Genomic DNA, 18,285 nt, shown 5'->3' on the forward strand with positions numbered 1-18,285 from the left:
GGAATTGCCAGGAAATCAATCGTGCTGTGCGGGCAAGCCTCGTTTCGATGACTTGCCCGCATGTTCAGCCGCTTACTGGGTAACCAGGCTGACCTTGTCGATCACGAACGAGGTTTGCAGCGACGCGTCCTCGGTGGCGGCGAACGAGATCTGCACGGTCTGGCCCTTGTAGGCGATCAGGTCGAAAGTGCGGATCTGGTAGCCGGCCGCCTTGTTCACGTTCGAGTACGAGGCCAGGGTGCCCAGCACCGTGCCGGCGCTGTTCTTCACGGTGACGACCAGCTTGTCGTACACGGTATTGCCCGTTTCCGCCGTGTCGATATGCAGCGCGAAGCTCAAGCTGGCGGACGTGGCGGCGGCCGGAATGGCCACGCTTTGCGTCAGCGATTCGCTGGCCGTGACGCCATTGCCGCCCAGCCAGGCGTACTGCGTGCCTTCGTACGCGGTTTGCCCCGTAAATGTGCCGATGGCGCCGGTGGTGCCGCTCCAGCCCGTGGCGCCGGCCTCGAAGCCGCCGTTCGTCACTCTTTCGGTGGCGCTGCTGGTGCCCACCGTCAAGGTGGCGTTGTTCGACGTGGCCGTCACGGCGGGCGACGAGGAATCCGTCACCGTGGCCTTGAACACGGCGCCGCTGTCGGCCGCCACGGCCGTGAAGCTGTAGGCCGGCGACGTGGCGCCGCTGATCACGGCGCCGTTGCGGTACCACTTGTAGGTGTACGGCGCCGTGCCGCCGCCCGCGCCCACGGCGAACGAGGCGGTGGCGCCCGGTGCGACGGTGATGCTGGCCGGCTGGCTGGTGATGGTCACCGCGCCGCCCGTCGTCGATTCATCGACGTCGGTACCCACGTTGATGGCCGCATACGCGCGCTTGACGGCGATCGATTCCGCGCTGCCCACGCCATACAGTTCCTCGGCTGCCTGCAGCACCTTGTTGCGCGCGTCGGCGTAATTGGTCGACGAGGTGAACTTGGTGGTGGCGGCCTTGAACCAGATGCGGTAAGCCTTGTCGCTGCCGATACCGGTCATGGCCAGCGGGCTTTTGTTCAGGTAGGAGCTGTAGTAATCGCTGCTGGACGTGGAGTTCGAGCCTTGCGACAGGAAGTAGAACATGCGGTTGTTCGGACCGCTGCTGTAGTGGACGTCGAGGTTCTTGATGGTGCTGCTCCACGCATTCGGGCTGCTGCCATCCTTGCTCGGCTTGTACAGCCAGCGCAGCGGCTGGCCGTTCTTGGCGATCTCCTTGCCCGTCATCCAATCGTTGCCCGTGTTCGGAATCGTGGTGCCCGTGCCACCGGCGCGCGCATACGCTTCCACCATCTCGCCGGCGATGTCCGAGCTCGATTCGTTCAAGCCGCCCGACTCCTGCGAGTAGATCAGGCCCGAGGTGGCGTCCGTGATGCCGTGACCCATCTCATGGCCGATCACGTCGATGGAGCCGAGGTTGTTGAACGCGCTGCCGCCGTCGCCGATGTACATGCATTTGCAGTTGCCGTCGTAATAGGCGTTGTCGTAGGCCGTGTTGACGTGGGCGGCGATGTGGGTGGCCGTGTTGTTGCCGTCCAGGCTGGACCAGCCCAGCACGTTCTTGTGCGTGTCGTAGGTGTTCATCAAGCCCCACATCGCATTGACGGCCGCCGTCTGACCGTTGGCGTTGGTGGTGCTGCCGCCGCTGATGTATTGCTGGCCGTCGCCCCAGGTATTGCTGGTGTTGCTGTACACGCTGCCCGAGGTGGTGCCGTGGTTGGCATTCGTGATGGCCATGCCGCCGAAGCTGCCACCCGTGCCGCGGCTGGGGTCCTTCATGGTGTAGGTGCTGCCCGTGAGCGTGGTGTTGAGCGGCACCTGGCCGTTGTACTGACTGTTGCCGATGCCGGCGACGGTTTTCAGGGCTTTCCATTGGCGCAGGATGCGGCCATCCCGGGCGCTGACGATGGTGTCGTAGTAGACGGGCTTGCTGCCGCTGATCATGCGCGTCTGCACCAGGTAGGCCAGCTCGTAGTGGTCGACCACGTCCTGCACGTCGAGGGCGTTCAGCGCGGCTTCCGATTTGTTCTCGGCGCCGGCCACGCGCACGGTTTTCATCACGGGATAGATCAGCAGCTGCGCATGCGGCGGCACATGGTCGACGGCCGGCACGCCGATGCTTTTTACGGCAGCGGCGATGGCGGCGGCGGCGCTGACGGCCGGCGTGGTGTCGATATCGGTGGTGGCGCTGCGGGTGACGGAATTGACGCCGCCGCTGCCGAGGCCCGACGCGCGGTCCGACACGGATTCGCTGACGATGTCGCCGGCGCTGTTGCTGACCACCACCGTCTCGGAACCGAAGACGGGCAAGCCCTTGTAGGTGTGCTGTACGCGGCTCACGCGCGTGCCGCTGACGCCCGGATGCTGGGCGCCGACGGCAAAGCCATGCTCGGTATTCAGACCGCGGCTGCGTGCCTGCGCGGCCAGCTTGTTGACCAGGCTGGCGGTCTCTTGTGGAGAAGCCAGGGCGACCGGCGCGGCCATCAGGGTCTGTGGCAGCGGGGTGGCGGCATCGGCCGTGGTGGCCATCAGCGGCAGGGCGGCGATGGATGCGGCAACTATCGTCAAACGTAAATTCATTTCTGCTCCATGGTATCGGTTAAGGAAATGGTGAATGAGCTGGCCGCGATGCCTGATGGCCACCCCGGCGCGCCTGGCGGCGGGCGGATAGCCTGCCGTTTTGTGATGGCATGACGCCGGGTAGGGGGACACTAAACTTGTCGAGATCGCCATGTCAAAAAATTCAAGAAATGGGTCACCAGGCGATTTTTTGTTAAGAATTGAACATTTATCGGCGTCGCATCGTTGGAAAGTTTGATCTACCACAAGCTGCAACTTTTGTTTTGGACTACTACCCCTATTGGCGCGCTCTGTTGGAAAAACACTGTTGCCTTTTCTAAATGTTGCGATCTACACTAGCTCTTCGCATTGCTCTCAGCGGAGCACGCGAAGACAAAAAAAGCGCACGCGGCAATGACCGCGTCCAGATACAGCGCATCGGGAAAAAAATCGGGAGTTTCACATGACGTCAGTTCTGTTTTCTGCTGTTGGTTTCAGCCATTTCCCCTCTGGAGCGGCACTCATGCTGCATCCGCCTTCCTAGCGGCCGCCAGCCGGCTCTTCCCCCGCGAGGGGATTCTTTTCTGTAAGTCCGACCGTGCCGCCCGGCGCGGCCGCTGGCGCAGTGCATCTTTTTTTCAGGAAGGGTTGCCGGCTCCTGGTGCGTGCACCGGAATCACCGGCCCGACGAACTATGCTTTCGATAGCGACCAAAGTGGAACAGATCGTGATGGAATCGGCCTTTCTCAGCGAGGGATTGGGCCGTGGCTTGCTCAACCTGTCGGAGCTGGCGCGCCAGCTGCAGCCGCAATTGCAGACCGACTTATGGAAACCGGTGGGGCAGGCCGCCGTGGTGATGGCGCTGCGCCGCCTGGCCGAGCGGATGCCGCAGCAGAAAAACGGCGAGATCGTGCTGGCGCACCGCGCGGGCGAACTGTCCACGCGCAGCGAATTGATGGTTGTTACCTACCGCTATTCCGACCAGACGTATGCCTGCCAGCGCCAGTTGCTGGCGCTGGCAGCGCCCCAGCGGGGCACATTCATCACCATTACGCGCGGCGTCAACGAGGTGATGGTGATCTGCAGCCGTTCGCTGCACGCGCTGGTGGAAGAGGTGTTCGGCGAAGAGCAGGAACTGGCGCGCCTGGAGCGGGTGACGGCCGTGACCCTGCACCTGGCGGCCGAAACCTGCTATACGCCGGGCGTGTATCACGCCATCCTCAAGCGCCTGGCCTGGGAGCGCATCAACCTGATCAACATCATTTGCACGTATACGGAGCTGACCTTGCTGCTGGAAGCGTCTCAGACGGGCGCGGCTTTTTCCGTATTGTCGAAAATCGTCGCACAATGAAAAAGGCCCCGCTGCAATCGCTGCAGCGGGGCGCTTGCCGGCAAGAACCGGTTTTATTTTTCCAGCTGCGTGCGCACGCGGGCGATCGCTTCGCGTACCTGGCGTGGCGCGGTGCCGCCCACGTGGTCGCGCGCGGCAACGGAGCCTTCCAGGGTCAGCACCTCGAATACGTCTTCGCCGGTCAGCGGCGAAAACGCGCGCAGCTGCTCCAAAGACAGGTCGGCCAGGTCGCAGCCGGCATCGACGCAGGCGCGCACGGCCAGGGCCACCGCTTCATGGGCGTCGCGGAACGGCAAGCCTTTCTTGACCAGATAGTCGGCCAGGTCGGTCGCCGTGGCGTAGCCTTGCAGGGCCGCCGCGCGCATCGCTTCCGGTTTCACCGTGATGCCGCCGGCCATGTCGGCGAAGATGCGCAGTGTGTCGATGACGGTGTCGACCGTGTCGAACAGCGGTTCCTTGTCTTCCTGGTTGTCCTTGTTGTAGGCCAGCGGCTGGCCTTTCATCAGGGTCAAGAGGCCAATCAGGTGGCCGTAGACGCGGCCCGTCTTGCCACGCGCCAGTTCCGGCACGTCCGGGTTTTTCTTTTGCGGCATGATCGACGAGCCGGTGCAGAAGCGGTCGGCGATGTCGATGAAGCCGATGCGTGGGCTCATCCAGATCACCAGCTCTTCGGCCATGCGCGACACGTGCATCATCAGCACGGCGGAGGCGGCGCAAAATTCGATGGCGAAGTCGCGGTCCGAGACGGCGTCGAGCGAGTTGTGGCACACGTCGTCAAAGCCCAGCGTTTTTGCCACGCGCAGGCGGTCGATGGGGAAGGTGGTGCCGGCCAGGGCGGCGGCGCCCAGCGGCAGGCGGTTGACGCGCTTGCGGCAGTCGGCCATGCGCTCGGCGTCGCGGCCGAACATTTCGACATACGCCAGCATGTGGTGGCCGAAGGTGATCGGCTGGGCCACCTGCATGTGGGTGAAGCCCGGCATGATGGTGTCGGCATGCTGCTCGGCCAGGTCCGTCAGCGCGCTGCGCAACGTCGCCAGCAGGGCGCTGATGTCGTCGATGGCGGAACGCACGTACAGGCGGATGTCGGTGGCCACCTGGTCGTTGCGCGAACGGCCCGTGTGCAGGCGCTTGCCCGCATCGCCTACCAGTTCGGTCAGGCGTTTTTCGATATTCAGGTGGACATCTTCCAGGTCCAGCAGCCATTCGAACTGGCCGGCGGCGATTTCCTGCGAAATTTGCGCCATGCCGCGCTGGATTTCAGCGTAGTCGGCCGGGCTGATGATGGCTTGCGCATGCAGCATTTCCGCATGGGCCAGCGAACCTTCGATGTCGAACAGCGCCAGGCGCTTGTCAAAAAATACAGAAGCTGTGTAGCGCTTGACGAGGTCCGAGACCGGTTCGGAAAACCGGGCCGACCAGGCTTCGCCCTTTTTGGAGAATTGATCAGTCATGAAAGAAGTCCTTTAGTGTACGGCGATTATAAACAAGGTTGGCCGGCGGTAGGGCTTTTAGGGGTTTGCAGGGCGCCGAAATGGCCAGGAATGGGGCTGGCCAGCCTCAAATGCCACGCCGGGTGCCTGTTGTGCGTTTCATCCGGGCTTTTTGTATTCTGTCCCGCGAATCGTGCGTTTGGTCGCAATCCGATGGCGGTTCAGGGGGGATCGGCCTACAGTTCAATCATCGCAGCACACAACCAGCCACCCAAAGGACACCATCATGAACATCGCTAAAAACATGGAAGCCATCTTCGTTGCCATCATCGCCGTCGCTGCCGCCACCAGCCTGGCCACCGCTGCCGTGCCGAAGTTCCGCGCCGCGCCGGCCCCCATCGCCGCCAGCGCCGATCAAGCCACCATGCACACGGTGTACGTCAGCGCCAAGCACTTGAGCGCCGAAGAAAAAGCTGCCCTGTAAGCGCGGCAGTGCCATGCAGGCAGTACAAGAAGCATCGGCAGCAAACAGCAACACCGCATCACGGACAGGCAGAACGGGCGGCGCCCCCGGTTCTATCGAGCCCTGGTGACAGCCGCAGCAAAAAGGCCGATGATCGTGTTTTTCAACGATAGCAGGGCCAGCGCGATGTCACATTTGATGATCAGCACCGACAAGGCGGAACTCGACGTTCCAGCCATCCACCATTTTCTCAGCACGCAATCGACATGGGCCATCGGCATCCCGTTGGCTACCGTACAGCGCGCGATCGACCATTCGCTCTGCTTTGGCGGCACGCTGGACGGCCGTCAGGTGGCGTTTGCCCGCGTGGTCACCGACTACGCCACGTTTGCCTATCTGGTCGACGTGTATGTGCTGGAAGAATACCGCGGCCGCGGCTACAGCCAGCGCCTGATGGAGGCGGTGACGGCGCATCCCGGCTTGCAGGGCCTGCGCCGTTTCATGCTGGCCACCAGCACGGCGCATGATTTGTATGCGCGCTACGGCTTTACGGCGCCGCTCAGGCCGGAGACGCTGATAGAGCGGTATGTGCCGGATATCTACCAGCGTTGATTGCCTGAGCAGCTGGACCGGCGCTCACTGCCAGTGCATCAGGCACGGCGGAATCAGGAGCAGCAGCGCCAGCACCAGGTAGATCAGCTGCAGCGGGATCATCCACTTGGCCCACGTGATCCAGGGCACGCGCGCCAGCGCCAGCACGCCGACGGTGATGCCGGAGGTGGGGATCATCGGCGTGGTGAATTCGCCGAACTGGAAGGCCAGGATGGCCGTCTGGCGCGTCACGCCGACCAGGTCGGCCAGCGGCGCCATGATGGGCATGGTCAGCGCCGCCTGGCCGCTGCCCGAGTGGATGAAGAAGTTGATCACCGACTGCATGAAGAACATTTTTTGCGCGGCGAAGACGGGACTCGACGAAGCCACCAGGGGCGTCAATGCATGCAGTATGGTGTCGATGATCTGCGCGTCGCGCGCCAGGATCATGGTGCCGCGCGCCAGCGCGATGACCAGCGCCACGCTGACCATGTCGCGCGCGCCCTGCACGAAGGAGGCGACCAGGCTGTCCATGTCGAGCCGGCCGACCAGGCCGACGATGATGGCCATCACCAGGAACAGGGCGGCGATTTCATCGATGAACCAGTCGTACTTGACGACGCCGACGACCATCGTCAGCAGGGTCGCCATGAAAATCCACAGCACGGCGCGGTGCGTGCGCGTCATGCCGGCAAAGCTGTCCAGGTCCATCGAATGCTCGCTGCGCTTTTCGATATCGAGCAGGTAGGTCGGGCTTTTTTCCGGATGGCGCTTGATGCGCGCCGCGTACCACATCAAAAACACGATGCTGACCGCCGTGGCGATGGCCCACACGATCAGGCGGTAGCCGATGCCGGAAAAGATCGGCACGCCGGCGATGCCCTGCGCGATGCCGACGTTGAACGGATTTAAAAAGGCGGCGGAAAAGCCCACCTGCGAGCCGATGAAGGGTATCGACACGCCCGTGATGGTGTCGTAGCCCAGGGCCAGGGCCAGCGGCACGAAGATCAGGATGAATGGAATCGCTTCCTCGTTCATGCCGAAGGTGGCGCCGCCCAGCGAAAACATCGTAAAAAAGACGGGGATGATGGCAGCGCGCACGAAGCGCGAACTGGTGTGCGCCTTGGCGATGGCCTTGATCAGCGAATCGAAGGCTTCCGTCTTTTGCAGCACGGCGAAGGCGCCGCCGACGATCAGCACGAAGCCGATGATCAGGCTGGCGTCGACGAAGCCCTTGATGGGCGCCATCATCAGCGCGGCCAGGCCCTGCGGCTTGTTGGCTACGTAATGAAACGTGCCGGGGATGATCAGCTGCTTGCCGTTGACCAGCTGGGTGTCGAATTTCCCGCCCGGCACCAGCCAGGTCGCCAGGGCGATCATGGCCAGGATGGCGCACAGCAGGACGAAGGTATTGGGGAGCTTGAATGTTCTCATGGCGCTTTTTTGTGACACTTATTGGCTCAGCAGGCTGCCGCCGCGGAAGGCGATGCTGCCTGCGACCTTGCCGACGTTCATGCCGCGCAGGACGTGGCGGTGGGCGCTGCGCGCAAAAAAGACGCCGGCGACGGTGCAGCGCAAGGTCGTCGTCTCGCCGCTGACGGGGTCGATCAGGTCGGCCACCGCGTCGCCGGCGGCCAGCACGTCGCCCATTTCCCGCAGGTAGACCAGCACGCCGTGATGCGGCGCGAGAATCGGTTCCACGCCCGCCAGCGGCGTTGGCGTACATTGCGGCACGGGCAGGTCGTCGCCGGCGCCGGCGATGTCCAGCACGCCCTCGATGGCGAGAAAGCGCAGCAGGGCGGCGGCGTCGCGTTCGGCCAGGGCGTAGCTCACCTCCACCTCGCCGCGCAGTTCGACGGTGGTCGACAGGCAGGCGGCGGGAATCGGATAGCGGCCTCCGAAGTGCGCGTCGAGATCCCACCACAAGCGGCTGCAGGCTTCGTCGAACGGCTCTTCGCCTGCCGCCAGTTCCAGCAGCACGGCGCGCGCGCCCAGGAGCGCGGACAGGGGCGCGATCTGCGCCGCCAGCGGCGTGCCCGTATAAATGTGCAGGGCCGCCTCGTTATCGCAATGCAGGTCGAGCACAATGTCGGCGTCGATGGCCATGCCCAGCAGGGTTTTCTTCAGCGTCTCCGCATCCGTGCCCGGCCGCCAGGCGGCGACGGCGGCGCGCGCGTGCTCGCGTATCAGCGCCACGTTGGCTTGCGCATCCTGCCCCAGCTGGCCATCGAGCGTGGTTTTCAGTTCATCGGCCACGTGGCGGTAGGCGCGGTTGAAGTTGATGCCGGTGGTCAGGTCGAAACGGCCGAACGGCGCGCCATGGATGGCTTGCGCCAGGCCGATCGGGTTGGCGGCCGGCACCAGGATGATTTCGCCGTGCACCTTGCCGGCCGCTTCCAGCGCCAGCAGTTCTCGGCGCAAAAATTGCGACACCAGCATGCCCGGCACCTCGTCCGCGTGCAGGGCCGCCTGGATGTAGACCTTCTTGCCGCTACGGCTGGTGGCGGCCGCGGTGCCGAAGTGGAAGCTGCTCAATTGGCATGACATGCTGGCGTGCGCGGTGGAGATGGAATGCTGTTGTACTTGCATGGTGGGCGCCCCGAAAAGGTGCATGGTTGATGGATTCCGGTCGATTATGTAGCAATATTTTCACGAAGTAAATCAATGAAAATCCTTTTACAAATATTTGTTGAGTTTTCTTTTTGATATGAGTACAGTAAGTTCCAGCGACCCGATTTCCCCCTCCGCCAGTGATCAGCAGTGCCCAAGAATACAGGCCGCCAGTGATATGAGAGCATCCGCCAGTCCTGCCAGAAGCAGCGCCCCCACGCCACTTGCCACCACGCTGGCGTCGCCCGATGCCGCCTTCGCGCAATCGCCGCTGGGGCAGGCGCTGATGCACGTGCTGGCCGGCGGCTCGGCTTCGCAGCGGCAGATCGCCGATTACCTGCTGCGCAACCAGATGCGCGTGACGGCGCTGGGCATCGAGGAACTGGCCGACAGCTGCCAGGTGTCGACGGCCACCATCAGTCGCTTCGCGCGCGATATCGGTCAGAAGAATTACTCGGCCATGCGCGGCGCCATGGCCGAAACCCTGCAATCGCTGCTGCAGCCGGTCGACAAACTGCGCCGCACGATAGAACGGCGCGCGCGCGCCACCTCGCCCATCACGGAAAGCCTGGAATATGCGGCCGCGAACATCGCCGCCACGTCCGATGCCCTGTCGCCGCCCGCCATGCTGGCCGTGGTGCGCCGCCTGACGCGCGCCAAGGTCGTGTACGTGATGGGTTTCGGCCTGTCGGCCAACCTGGCGGGCATGCTGGTGCAGCATCTGCAGCCGTTTTGCCCGCACGTGGTGGAAGTGGTGGGCATCGGCGGCTCGGAAGTGGCGGCCGGTCACCTGGTCAACCTGACGGCGCAGGACGTGCTCGTGGTGATCTCGTTCCCCCGCTACACGCTCGACTGCATCGGCCTGGCCAGCTTTGCGCGCGACCGCGGCGCCTGCATCGTGGCGCTTACCGACTCGCCCGCGTCGCCCCTGGCCGAACTGGCCGACCACGCGCTGTATGCGCAAAGCACGCATCCCGTCCTGCCCAGCAGCGCCAGCACGGCGCTGGCGATGATCGAGGCGCTGGCCGTGGCGCTGATGGTATCGAACAGGAAGAACGTAGAAAAAGCGGCCCGCTTGAGCGAAGTCATCTCCGCCTATCTGTATGGCGGCGAACATGGCGTGCAAGGCGCGCGGAAAACAGCTTCAAAGCAACGCAAGGCAGTCCCAAAATCATTATAAAAATCAGGCATCAACATCCGGGGAGAATGACAATGCAGATGAAAAAACAGGACGGCGGCTCCTTGCCGCGCGAATCGGTGCTGGCGCAAGGCGTGCGGCTGGCGCTGGGGGCCCTGAGCGTGTCGGCGGCGCTGGGCATGCTGGCCGGCGGCGCGCAGGCGCAAGAGCAGGGGCCGGATGTGGAGCCGGCGCCGAAAAAAATGCAGCGCGTGGAAATCACGGGGTCGGCCATCAAGCGGCTGGAGTCGGAGACGGCGCTGCCCGTGCAGATCATCACGCGGGCCGAGATCGAAAAGGCGGGCGTGACGACGGCGGCCGAGCTGATGGCGCGCGTCTCGGCCAACGTGGGCGGCCTGACCGATGGCGTCAGCATCAACGTGGGCGGCGACCAGCGCGGCTTCAACAGCGCCAATCTGCGCGGCGTGGGCACCTCGTCGACCCTGGTGCTGCTCAATGGCCGGCGCATGGCCAACTTTGCCTCGCCCGGCGACGATGCGGGCGTGGACCTCAATAACATTCCCGCCGCCGCCCTGCAGCGTGTGGAAGTGCTGCTCGACGGCGCCTCGGCCCTGTACGGCACGGACGCCATCGGCGGCGTCATCAATTTTATTACGCGCAAGGATTACCAGGGCGTGGAGCTGAACGCCTACGGCAGCGGCACGCAGGAAGGCGGCGCCGGCAAGCGCACGGCCAGCATCACGGCCGGAACGGGCGACCTGGCCACGGATGGCTACAATATCTTTGCCGTGGTCGACCTGCAAAAAACCGACCGTCTGAGCACCTCGCAGCGCAAGTTCATTCCGCACCTGCAGGTGCCGGAACGCCTCGGCCATTTGCTGTCCAGTTACACCAGTCCGGCAAATATCCGCCTCTCCAGCGACCAGCGCGACTACCTGCAGGAGCAGGGCTTCCTGCTCAATGGCCAGCCGATCACGAATCGCCTGATTAATCTGTCGATTCCGGGCTGCAGCGGACCGGCCAATGTGTACCTGCCTGCCGGCACGGGCGGCGTCGATGCGTGTACCTATAACTACATGGGCGACACCGAGCTGTATCCGAAAACGGACAAGCAGAACCTGCTCACGCGCGGCGTCCTCAAATTGAACAACGATCACCAATTGTATGCGGAGGTGGCGCTGAGCCGCTCGCGCAGCTATTACGTGGGATCGACAGCGCGGCCGGATGGCGAAATCGACGCCAGCATGGTGCCGCAGCTGAACGCTGCCGGGTTGACCGGCACGCTGGCCCTGCGCATCCGCCTGAACGAAGCGGGCATGCGCACCAGCGAATTGACCAGCGAAAGCCAGCGTTACGTGGTGGGCGCCACCGGCACCGTGGGCGGCTGGGATTACGACGTGGGCTTGAATCACAGTGTCAATGTGGTCAGGGACAAGGACACGCACGGCTACCTCCTGGCAGACCAGCTACAAAAGGGCATCACGGATGGCACCATCAATCCCTTCGGCCCCTCCAGTGCGGCGGGCAAGGCGCTGCTCGAGAGCATCCAGGTCAACGACGAAGTGCGGCACGCGCGCGGCGTCATGGATGCGCTCGATTTCAAGGTGTCGCGTGCCTTGATGTCCATGGGCGGCGGCGACATGGCGTTGGCGGTGGGCGGCGAAGTGCGGCGCGAGCGCACGGATTTCCGGCCATCCGCATTGCTAATGAGCGGTAACATCACCAACGATGACGCGCCCGAAGGCGGCGTGGCCACCAGCGACAGCCGCAACGTGCAGGCCATCTATAGTGAATTGCTATTGCCGTTTAGCAAGCAATGGCAGGCGCAGCTGTCCGGCCGCTATGACCATTACCAGCAAGTGGGCGGCGCCCTCAGTCCGAAGATCGGCCTGACCTACATGCCCAGCAAGGAGGTGCTGCTGCGAGCCTCGGCCGGCAAGGGCTTCCGCGCGCCGTCGATGTCGGACCTGCATCGGCCCACTGTCTACAGCCAGACGGCGACCCTGCCTGATCCCGTGTACTGCGAAGCCGAGAACAACGACTACTCCGTCTGCGCCGACAACTGGCGTACGCGCCGCTACAGCAACGACAAGCTGAAACCGGAGCGCAGCCGCCAGTTCACGGCCGGCGTGGTGCTCGAACCCGGCCAGCACTGGACCTTCAGTGCCGACTACTGGAACATCAGGCGCACGGATTTGATCAGCGAAATCGGCGACGACATCATCCTGTCCAACCTGTCCAAGTACGGCAACCTCGTACACCGCGACGAAGACAATGGAATCCGCTACATCGAGCTGCGCAAGGAAAACCGCGGTGCGCAAAAAGCCTCGGGCATCGATATCACGGCCGACCTGCATGGCGTGAAAACGGCGTGGGGACGCTTTGGCGGACATCTGAGCGGCACCTATGTGCTCGGCTCAAAAATCCAGACCAGCCCTGGCGATGTCTTCATCAGCAATCTGAACAAGTTCGTCACGGACGGCGTGGTGCAGCGCTGGCGCCATACGATCACCCTCGACTGGGACAATGGCCCGTATTCGGCCAGCCTGTCGAACACGTATTCGAGCGGCTACGATGACCAGAACTCGGCCATCAACACGGACGACGGCAGCGTGGTCAAGCCGAACCGCGTGAAGGCCTACACGCTGTGGGACATGTCGGGCGCGTATGCGGTCAGCCAGCAGTTCAAGCTGCGCGCCGGCATACAGAATCTGTTCAATACCAGTCCGCCATACTCGAACCAGGCATTTTTCTTCCTGTCCGGCTATGACCCCAGCTACGCCGACCCGCGCGGCCGGCGCTTCTACGCCAGCGCCAATTACAGCTTCAAGTAAAAAACTGGAGATACCGCAACAACGCTGTCATATGCGGCAAGTAGTATCGTAGTTCGATGCAGTTGGGTGGCAGGCAGCAGTTTTGGCAGCAAGGGCGCGCGCCGGTATCAACAAGTGCGCGCCCCTTTCCTTGTATTCGAAAGGCATCATGAAATTATTCTCAATCCGGTACCACACCTTTTGCGCCGCGCTGCTGTTCGCGCTGGCATTGTGCAGCTTCCATGCCGTGGCGGCGCCCGGCGGCAGCGCCATCGGCAGCGCGCCGCAGGGTACGCTCGTCATCATCGGCGGCGGCCTGCGCGCCGACAATGCCGAAGTGTGGCAGCGCATCGTCAAGTTGTCGGGCGGTCCGGGCGCGCGCATCGCCGTGCTGGCCTCGGCCGCGATGAACCCGGAAAAATCGGGTGAAAGCATCATCAGGAAGCTCAATCAATATGGCGCGGACGCCTTTTTCGTGCCGCTGGCCGTCAAGCTGGCCAACCGCGATTACCGCAAGGCGGCCGAAGATCCGGCCATCGTCACGCAGATCAAGTCGGCCACCGGCATCTATTTTGCCGGCGGCGACCAGGGGCGCATCACGCAAGCGTTGCTGCGCCCGGACGGCAGCCGCACGGCCGCGCTGGAAGCCATCTGGTCGGTCTACCGCAACGGCGGCGTGATCGCCGGCTCCAGCGCCGGCGCGGCCATCATGAGCACGACCATGTTCTACGATGCCAAACCCGTGCTCGACATGCTCAAGATGGGCGTCACGGATGGCCGCGAGATCGCGCCTGGACTGGGCTTCATCGGCAGCGACGTTTTTGTGGACCAGCATCTGCTGGTGCGCGGGCGCTTTGCGCGCATGATTCCCGTGATGCTGAAAAAAGGCTATCACCTGGGACTGGGTATCGATGAAAACAGCGCCATGGTGGTCGACGCCATGCGCGACGTGGAAGTGATCGGCTACAGCGGCGCCCTGCTGATCGACCTGTCGGGCGCCATCAGCGACCGCGGCGTGAAAAATTTCAATATCAGCAATGCTGCCATCAGCTATCTGGACCGGGGCGACAAATTCAACCTCGTCACGCGCGTGTTTACGCCCTCGCCGGACAAGGCCGACAACAAGCTCGATCCGAACCAGCCCGACATGCGCGAACCCGTGTTTACCAACGATATCCTCGGCAACAACGCCGTGCTGGACCTGATGGGCAACCTGATCGACAACGCGCAGCAGGAAGCCATCGGCATCGCCTTCGGCAACCCGCGCGACCCGTACCCGGAGCTGGGTTTCGAATTCCGCTTCAGTAAAACGGTCAACAGCGTCGGCTACAGCTCGACCGAGGCGGAAGCGTATTCGGTGCTCAAGCTGCGCCTCGACATCCGCCCCATCCAGCTGCGCCAGCCGCTGTACCGCTACAAGTAGCTTGCACTGGCGCGCCGCCAGCGCGGCCACGCGGCGATCGTCAGGGCCCGCAGCAGCCATTCGACGGGGCCATAGGCGTGGCCGCGCAGCCACCAGCGGCTCAGGGGCAGCTGCAGGCTGAAGATGATGAGGGCCAGCGCCAGCGCGCCCAGCGGCGAGACGCTGCCCATCAAGCGTGCGCCATACGCGAGGAACAGCCAGGCGCAGACGGCTGACTGCAGCAGGTAGTTCGACAGGGCCATGCGGCCCGTATCGGCCAGCAGCGCAAACAGCGTGCCGTCGCGCAGCCGTTCGAACAGGGTCAGCGCGCATGCCAGGTAGGCGCCCGCCAGCAGCGGCGCGCTCGCCAGGCCCACGGCCAGTCCCGCCACCTGCCATGCCTGGCTCTCGCCATACACGGAGGTCCACGCATATACGGCGGCGCCGGGCAGGCCTGCCAGCGCGCCGGCCCGCAGCAGGCGGCGGCGCAGCGGCAGATAGTCGGCCGCGTGCAGCAGCATCTCGCGCTTGCCGGCGGCCAGGCCGCACAGGAACATGGCCAGCGCGCACGGTGCCTGCACCAGCAGCAGGACGATCCAGATGTCGCTCAGTTCGCGCAAGTGCTGACTGACGACGGCGGCCGGCGTGGCGCGGTAGGCGGCCAGCGCCGTTGCCGCCTTTTGCGCCATCGCCACGGCGTTGTCCGCCGCGTCGCCCGCCGGCTGCAGGCTTTGCAGCCAGGCCATGCCTGCCCAGAACGCGGCGCAGACGGTGACGAGCACCAGGGCCAGGCACAGTGCCTGGCGTTCGCCGCAACGGTGCAGCGCCAGCAGCACGATGCCCAGCACGGCGTAGGTGGTCAGTATGTCGCCATGAAAAAGGAACACGGCATGCAGGGCGCCGATCAGCCACAGGCCCGCCTGCCGGCGCAGCATGCGCGGCACGAACGGCGCGTCGGCGCGCGCGGCCGCCTGCATCTGCAAGGTGAAGCTGTAGCCGAACAGGAAAGAAAACAGCAGGTAGAACTTGGTCTCGAACAGCAGCGCGACGAGGAAATGCGTGGCACGGTCGACGCCGCCGTGAAAGGCGGGATCGGTCATGCCCAGACCGAACCACGGTGTGGCGAAGGCGCCGATATTGACCACCAAAATGCCGAACAGGGCGCAGCCGCGCAGGGCGTCGACATCGGCAATGCGCGCGGGCGGGGTTGGCATGGCGGCGCTCATGCCAGGGCAGGGCGCAGGAAGCGCGCCAGCAGCAGGTGCAAACTGGCGCGCTGCGCCAGCGGTGCATAATCGGGATCGACGGCGACCCGGTTGAAGATGCCGTCGATCAGCGCGGCGATCCAGCCGGCCGTTTGCGCGGCGTCCAGCGCGGCGTCGATCTGGCCTGCCGCCGCCGCCTCCGCCAGCAAGGTTTGCAGGCCGCCGCGCAGGCTGGCGTCGTTGCGCGCCACCCTGGCCGCGATGTCCGTGTCGCGCATCGCCTCGGCGGCAATGTCCAGCGCCAGTCCCGCAAAGTCCCCGTCGGCCGCCAGCGCCAGCACCAGGTCCATGAAGTCGAGCAGGGCGCCGTACGCATCGGCGCTGCCTTGCACGCCGGCGAAATAGGCGGCCGTCTCGCTGCCTTCCTGGTCGACGATGGCGGCGATGATGGCTTGCTTGGTGGGGAAATAGTGAAACAGGTTGCCAGGACTCATGCCCGCCTGCGTGCAGATGGCGGCGGTGCTGGTCTGGTGAAAGCCCTTGCGCGCGAAGCAGTGGCGCGCGGCGGCGAGAATGGCGTCGCGGCGGGCCGCGTGTTTATCGGGATCGATGGTGCGCATGGTGGTTGGCTGTCCTTTTGTTTAATCGACTAGTCAGTCTAATATAAATGGATTGCGCGGCGCGGTCAAGCGGGGCGTGAAATGGATGCTTTGCAGTGCCGATTCCTGTCGCTACAATGTGCCGCACCGGATTTTTCCATGCCCGCCGCTGGCGCCGCTGTTTGTTCGGAAAACCGCTTCTTTTACCCGTTTTTCTACCGTGTTAGGAATGAGATGCAGCAGACCCCGATTCGATCCTTCCTGTGCGCGCTGGCGCTGGCCGCCGGCATAGTCCCTGCCGCGCAAGCGGCCAATGCTGCCCAGCCGGCCACCATGCGCCTCGATTACCAGCACAGCGGCAATGCGCTGGGCGAGCACTATGCGGTCGAACGCGTGCTGGTCGAGCCCCTGCCATGGGCCGGTAACCTGGCGCGTCCCATCGACGACAGCAACCGCGGCAACAATATGCTGGAAGTGGTCGACATCAAGTCGGGCAAGGTGCTGTACTCGCGCGGCTTTTCCACCATCTTCGGCGAGTGGGCCAGCACCGACGAAGCGAAAACCACCACGCGCGCGTTCCAGGAATCCGTGCGCTTCCCGCAGCCCGAGCACCCCGTGCGCGTGCGCATCCTCAAGCGCGACGAACGCGGCCTGTTTTCCATTGTGTGGAGCACCGACGTCGATCCTGCCGCGCAGGACGTGATCCGCAAGCAGCCGCCGGCGCCCGTCAAGCCGATCCCGATCCGTGTCGAAGGCCCCTCGTCCGAGAAGGTCGATCTCCTGATCATGGGCGATGGCTACACGGCCGCCGAAATGGGCAAGTTCGAAGCGACGGCGCGCAAGCTGGCCGAACACCTGTTTACCGTCTCGCCATTTCGCGAGCGGGCCAATGATTTCAACGTCTGGGCCATGGCCGCGCCGACGCAGGAATCGGGCGTGTCGCGCCCATCGACGGGCGTGCATCACGCCTCGCCGCTGGGCACGCGCTACGACATCTTCGGCAGCGAGCGCTATGTGCTGACGACGGACAACCGCGCATTGCGCGACCTGGCGCAGTACGCGCCGTACGAATTCATCGAAATCCTCGTCAATAACGATACCTACGGCGGCGGCGGCATCTTCGGCCAGTTCAGCACGGCGGCAGCGAACAACGACTGGGCCAACTACCTGTTCGTGCATGAATTCGGCCACCATTTCGCCGGCCTGGCCGACGAGTACTACACTTCGCCCGTGGCCTACCAGTCGAACGGCGAGCGCCAGGAGCCTTGGGAGCCGAACGCCACGGCGCTGCGCGATCCGGCCAAGCTGAAATGGAAGAGCCACGTCAAGGCCGGCACGCCGCTGCCGACGCCCTGGCCGAAGCAAGCGTACGACAGCCATGCGCGCGAATACCAGAAGCAGCGCGCGGCCCTGCGCGCGGCCAACCGCCCGGAAAGCGAGATGAGCGATTTGTTCAAGGCCGACCTGGCATACACGCAGCAGCTGTTCTCGAAGGCGCCGCAGCGCCATGCGGTGGGCGCCTTCGAAGGCGCGAACTATGAATCGTCCGGCTACTACCGTCCCGAGATGCAGTGCATCATGTTCGACCGCAGCGAGACCTTCTGTTCCGTATGCCAGGATGGCATCAGCACCATCATCGACTTGTATTCGCGTCCCGCCACGGTGCCGGGAAAATAATGCCGTTCATGTCGTTGGAGTAAGCATGGCGGGCCATGTTGCATCGCAATAGCATGGCCCCCCGTTTCACCGTTCCCCGCCTTGCGCCGCCCGCCACGGCGCCGCGTAGTTTGTTTTTCAGGCAATTCCCCCTTCTTTTGCTCGGCCGCCTTTCTGTGCGCCAGCCCCGCGATATTATCAAATAAGCACCGCGATTCGATTGCTTGTCAATTAGTTCATTTAAATAATATTGATGTAGAATTTGATGTATATCAATGTTGCATCGCCGCAATCGCACTTATAGTTGACCTAGCTCAAAAACGATAAGCATGCGGACCGGACTCATCGCGAATCACGTATCTAAATGCTGTAGAGTAATTTTCGCCCTGTACCAGTTCCCCGAGAATGCACTGGTGCCGGCCTCGAATTTCAGTGACGGAAGCC

At 63.7% G+C, this 18,285-nt stretch carries 13 protein-coding genes; 7 read left to right on the forward strand and 6 right to left on the reverse strand.

The window, feature by feature from the left end:
* Positions 1-72: 72 nt before the first annotated feature.
* On the reverse strand, positions 73-2,604 hold the full coding sequence (locus OX462_RS03715) for a M4 family metallopeptidase (RefSeq protein WP_409027803.1): 2,532 nt from the start codon (positions 2,602-2,604) through the stop codon (positions 73-75).
* A 673-nt stretch (positions 2,605-3,277) separates the two neighbouring features.
* Between OX462_RS03715 and OX462_RS03720 the strand changes: the two genes are divergently transcribed.
* A complete protein-coding gene (locus OX462_RS03720; RefSeq protein ID WP_070224268.1) occupies positions 3,278-3,934 on the forward strand; it encodes a hypothetical protein in 657 nt (218 codons plus the stop codon).
* Between the two features lie 53 nt (positions 3,935-3,987).
* Here OX462_RS03720 and argH read toward each other — a convergent pair whose 3' ends face one another.
* Positions 3,988-5,385, reverse strand: coding sequence for an argininosuccinate lyase (gene argH / locus OX462_RS03725; RefSeq protein ID WP_070288641.1), 1,398 nt, complete (start codon positions 5,383-5,385; stop codon positions 3,988-3,990).
* Between the two features lie 265 nt (positions 5,386-5,650).
* Between argH and OX462_RS03730 the strand changes: the two genes are divergently transcribed.
* Both OX462_RS03730 and OX462_RS03735 read left to right on the forward strand, forming a co-directional pair.
* A complete protein-coding gene (locus OX462_RS03730; protein ID WP_070224271.1) occupies positions 5,651-5,848 on the forward strand; it encodes a hypothetical protein in 198 nt (65 codons plus the stop codon).
* 165 nt (positions 5,849-6,013) lie between these two features.
* Complete coding sequence (locus OX462_RS03735) at positions 6,014-6,439, forward strand: GNAT family N-acetyltransferase (RefSeq protein WP_409027804.1); 426 nt, start codon at positions 6,014-6,016, stop codon at positions 6,437-6,439.
* A gap of 24 nt (positions 6,440-6,463) precedes the next feature.
* Here OX462_RS03735 and OX462_RS03740 read toward each other — a convergent pair whose 3' ends face one another.
* Positions 6,464-7,852: a YfcC family protein gene (locus tag OX462_RS03740; RefSeq protein WP_162995779.1), complete on the reverse strand. Its 1,389-nt coding sequence runs from the start codon at positions 7,850-7,852 to the stop codon at positions 6,464-6,466.
* A gap of 18 nt (positions 7,853-7,870) precedes the next feature.
* The gene (locus OX462_RS03745; protein ID WP_409027805.1) at positions 7,871-9,007 is read right to left on the reverse strand and encodes a succinylglutamate desuccinylase/aspartoacylase family protein; all 1,137 of its coding nucleotides are present in this window, start codon (positions 9,005-9,007) and stop codon (positions 7,871-7,873) included.
* 199 nt (positions 9,008-9,206) lie between these two features.
* Here OX462_RS03745 and OX462_RS03750 point away from each other — a divergent pair, with 199 nt between their 5' ends.
* The 3 genes from OX462_RS03750 to OX462_RS03760 all read left to right on the forward strand — a co-directional run bounded on the left by OX462_RS03750 (position 9,207) and on the right by OX462_RS03760 (position 14,402).
* The gene (locus OX462_RS03750; protein WP_099409166.1) at positions 9,207-10,208 is read left to right on the forward strand and encodes a MurR/RpiR family transcriptional regulator; all 1,002 of its coding nucleotides are present in this window, start codon (positions 9,207-9,209) and stop codon (positions 10,206-10,208) included.
* 32 nt (positions 10,209-10,240) lie between these two features.
* Positions 10,241-13,000 carry a TonB-dependent receptor gene (locus tag OX462_RS03755; protein ID WP_070288637.1) on the forward strand — a complete coding sequence of 920 codons (2,760 nt, stop codon included), beginning with the start codon at positions 10,241-10,243 and terminating at the stop codon, positions 12,998-13,000.
* Positions 13,001-13,148: 148 nt separating this feature from the next.
* Positions 13,149-14,402 carry a cyanophycinase gene (locus OX462_RS03760; protein WP_070224311.1) on the forward strand — a complete coding sequence of 418 codons (1,254 nt, stop codon included), beginning with the start codon at positions 13,149-13,151 and terminating at the stop codon, positions 14,400-14,402.
* Here OX462_RS03760 and OX462_RS03765 read toward each other — a convergent pair.
* Positions 14,393-15,595, reverse strand: a complete 1,203-nt coding sequence (locus OX462_RS03765) for a DUF418 domain-containing protein (protein ID WP_409027806.1) — start codon at positions 15,593-15,595, stop codon at positions 14,393-14,395. The genes OX462_RS03760 and OX462_RS03765 overlap by 10 nt on opposite strands.
* 8 nt (positions 15,596-15,603) lie before the next feature.
* Complete coding sequence (locus OX462_RS03770) at positions 15,604-16,206, reverse strand: TetR/AcrR family transcriptional regulator (protein WP_409027807.1); 603 nt, start codon at positions 16,204-16,206, stop codon at positions 15,604-15,606.
* A 213-nt stretch (positions 16,207-16,419) separates the two neighbouring features.
* Between OX462_RS03770 and OX462_RS03775 the strand changes: the two genes are divergently transcribed.
* On the forward strand, positions 16,420-17,862 hold the full coding sequence (locus tag OX462_RS03775) for an IgA Peptidase M64 (protein WP_409027808.1): 1,443 nt from the start codon (positions 16,420-16,422) through the stop codon (positions 17,860-17,862).
* The last annotated feature ends 423 nt before the right edge of the window (positions 17,863-18,285 follow it).

Origin of the sequence: Janthinobacterium aestuarii (assembly GCF_046113285.1) — a bacterium.
GTDB lineage: Bacteria > Pseudomonadota > Gammaproteobacteria > Burkholderiales > Burkholderiaceae_D > Janthinobacterium.

Bases quoted from the DNA above. Each gene is read 5' to 3' on its own strand.
- OX462_RS03715 (WP_409027803.1), bottom strand. From the start codon at position 2,604: ATGAATTTACGTTTGACGATAGTTGCCGCATCCATCGCCGCCCTGCCG.
- OX462_RS03720 (WP_070224268.1), top strand. From the start codon at position 3,278: ATGCTTTCGATAGCGACCAAAGTGGAACAGATCGTGATGGAATCGGCC.
- argH (WP_070288641.1), bottom strand. From the start codon at position 5,385: ATGACTGATCAATTCTCCAAAAAGGGCGAAGCCTGGTCGGCCCGGTTT.
- OX462_RS03730 (WP_070224271.1), top strand. From the start codon at position 5,651: ATGAACATCGCTAAAAACATGGAAGCCATCTTCGTTGCCATCATCGCC.
- OX462_RS03735 (WP_409027804.1), top strand. From the start codon at position 6,014: ATGTCACATTTGATGATCAGCACCGACAAGGCGGAACTCGACGTTCCA.
- OX462_RS03740 (WP_162995779.1), bottom strand. From the start codon at position 7,852: ATGAGAACATTCAAGCTCCCCAATACCTTCGTCCTGCTGTGCGCCATC.
- OX462_RS03745 (WP_409027805.1), bottom strand. From the start codon at position 9,007: ATGCAAGTACAACAGCATTCCATCTCCACCGCGCACGCCAGCATGTCA.
- OX462_RS03750 (WP_099409166.1), top strand. From the start codon at position 9,207: ATGAGAGCATCCGCCAGTCCTGCCAGAAGCAGCGCCCCCACGCCACTT.
- OX462_RS03755 (WP_070288637.1), top strand. From the start codon at position 10,241: ATGCAGATGAAAAAACAGGACGGCGGCTCCTTGCCGCGCGAATCGGTG.
- OX462_RS03760 (WP_070224311.1), top strand. From the start codon at position 13,149: ATGAAATTATTCTCAATCCGGTACCACACCTTTTGCGCCGCGCTGCTG.
- OX462_RS03765 (WP_409027806.1), bottom strand. From the start codon at position 15,595: ATGCCAACCCCGCCCGCGCGCATTGCCGATGTCGACGCCCTGCGCGGC.
- OX462_RS03770 (WP_409027807.1), bottom strand. From the start codon at position 16,206: ATGCGCACCATCGATCCCGATAAACACGCGGCCCGCCGCGACGCCATT.
- OX462_RS03775 (WP_409027808.1), top strand. From the start codon at position 16,420: ATGCAGCAGACCCCGATTCGATCCTTCCTGTGCGCGCTGGCGCTGGCC.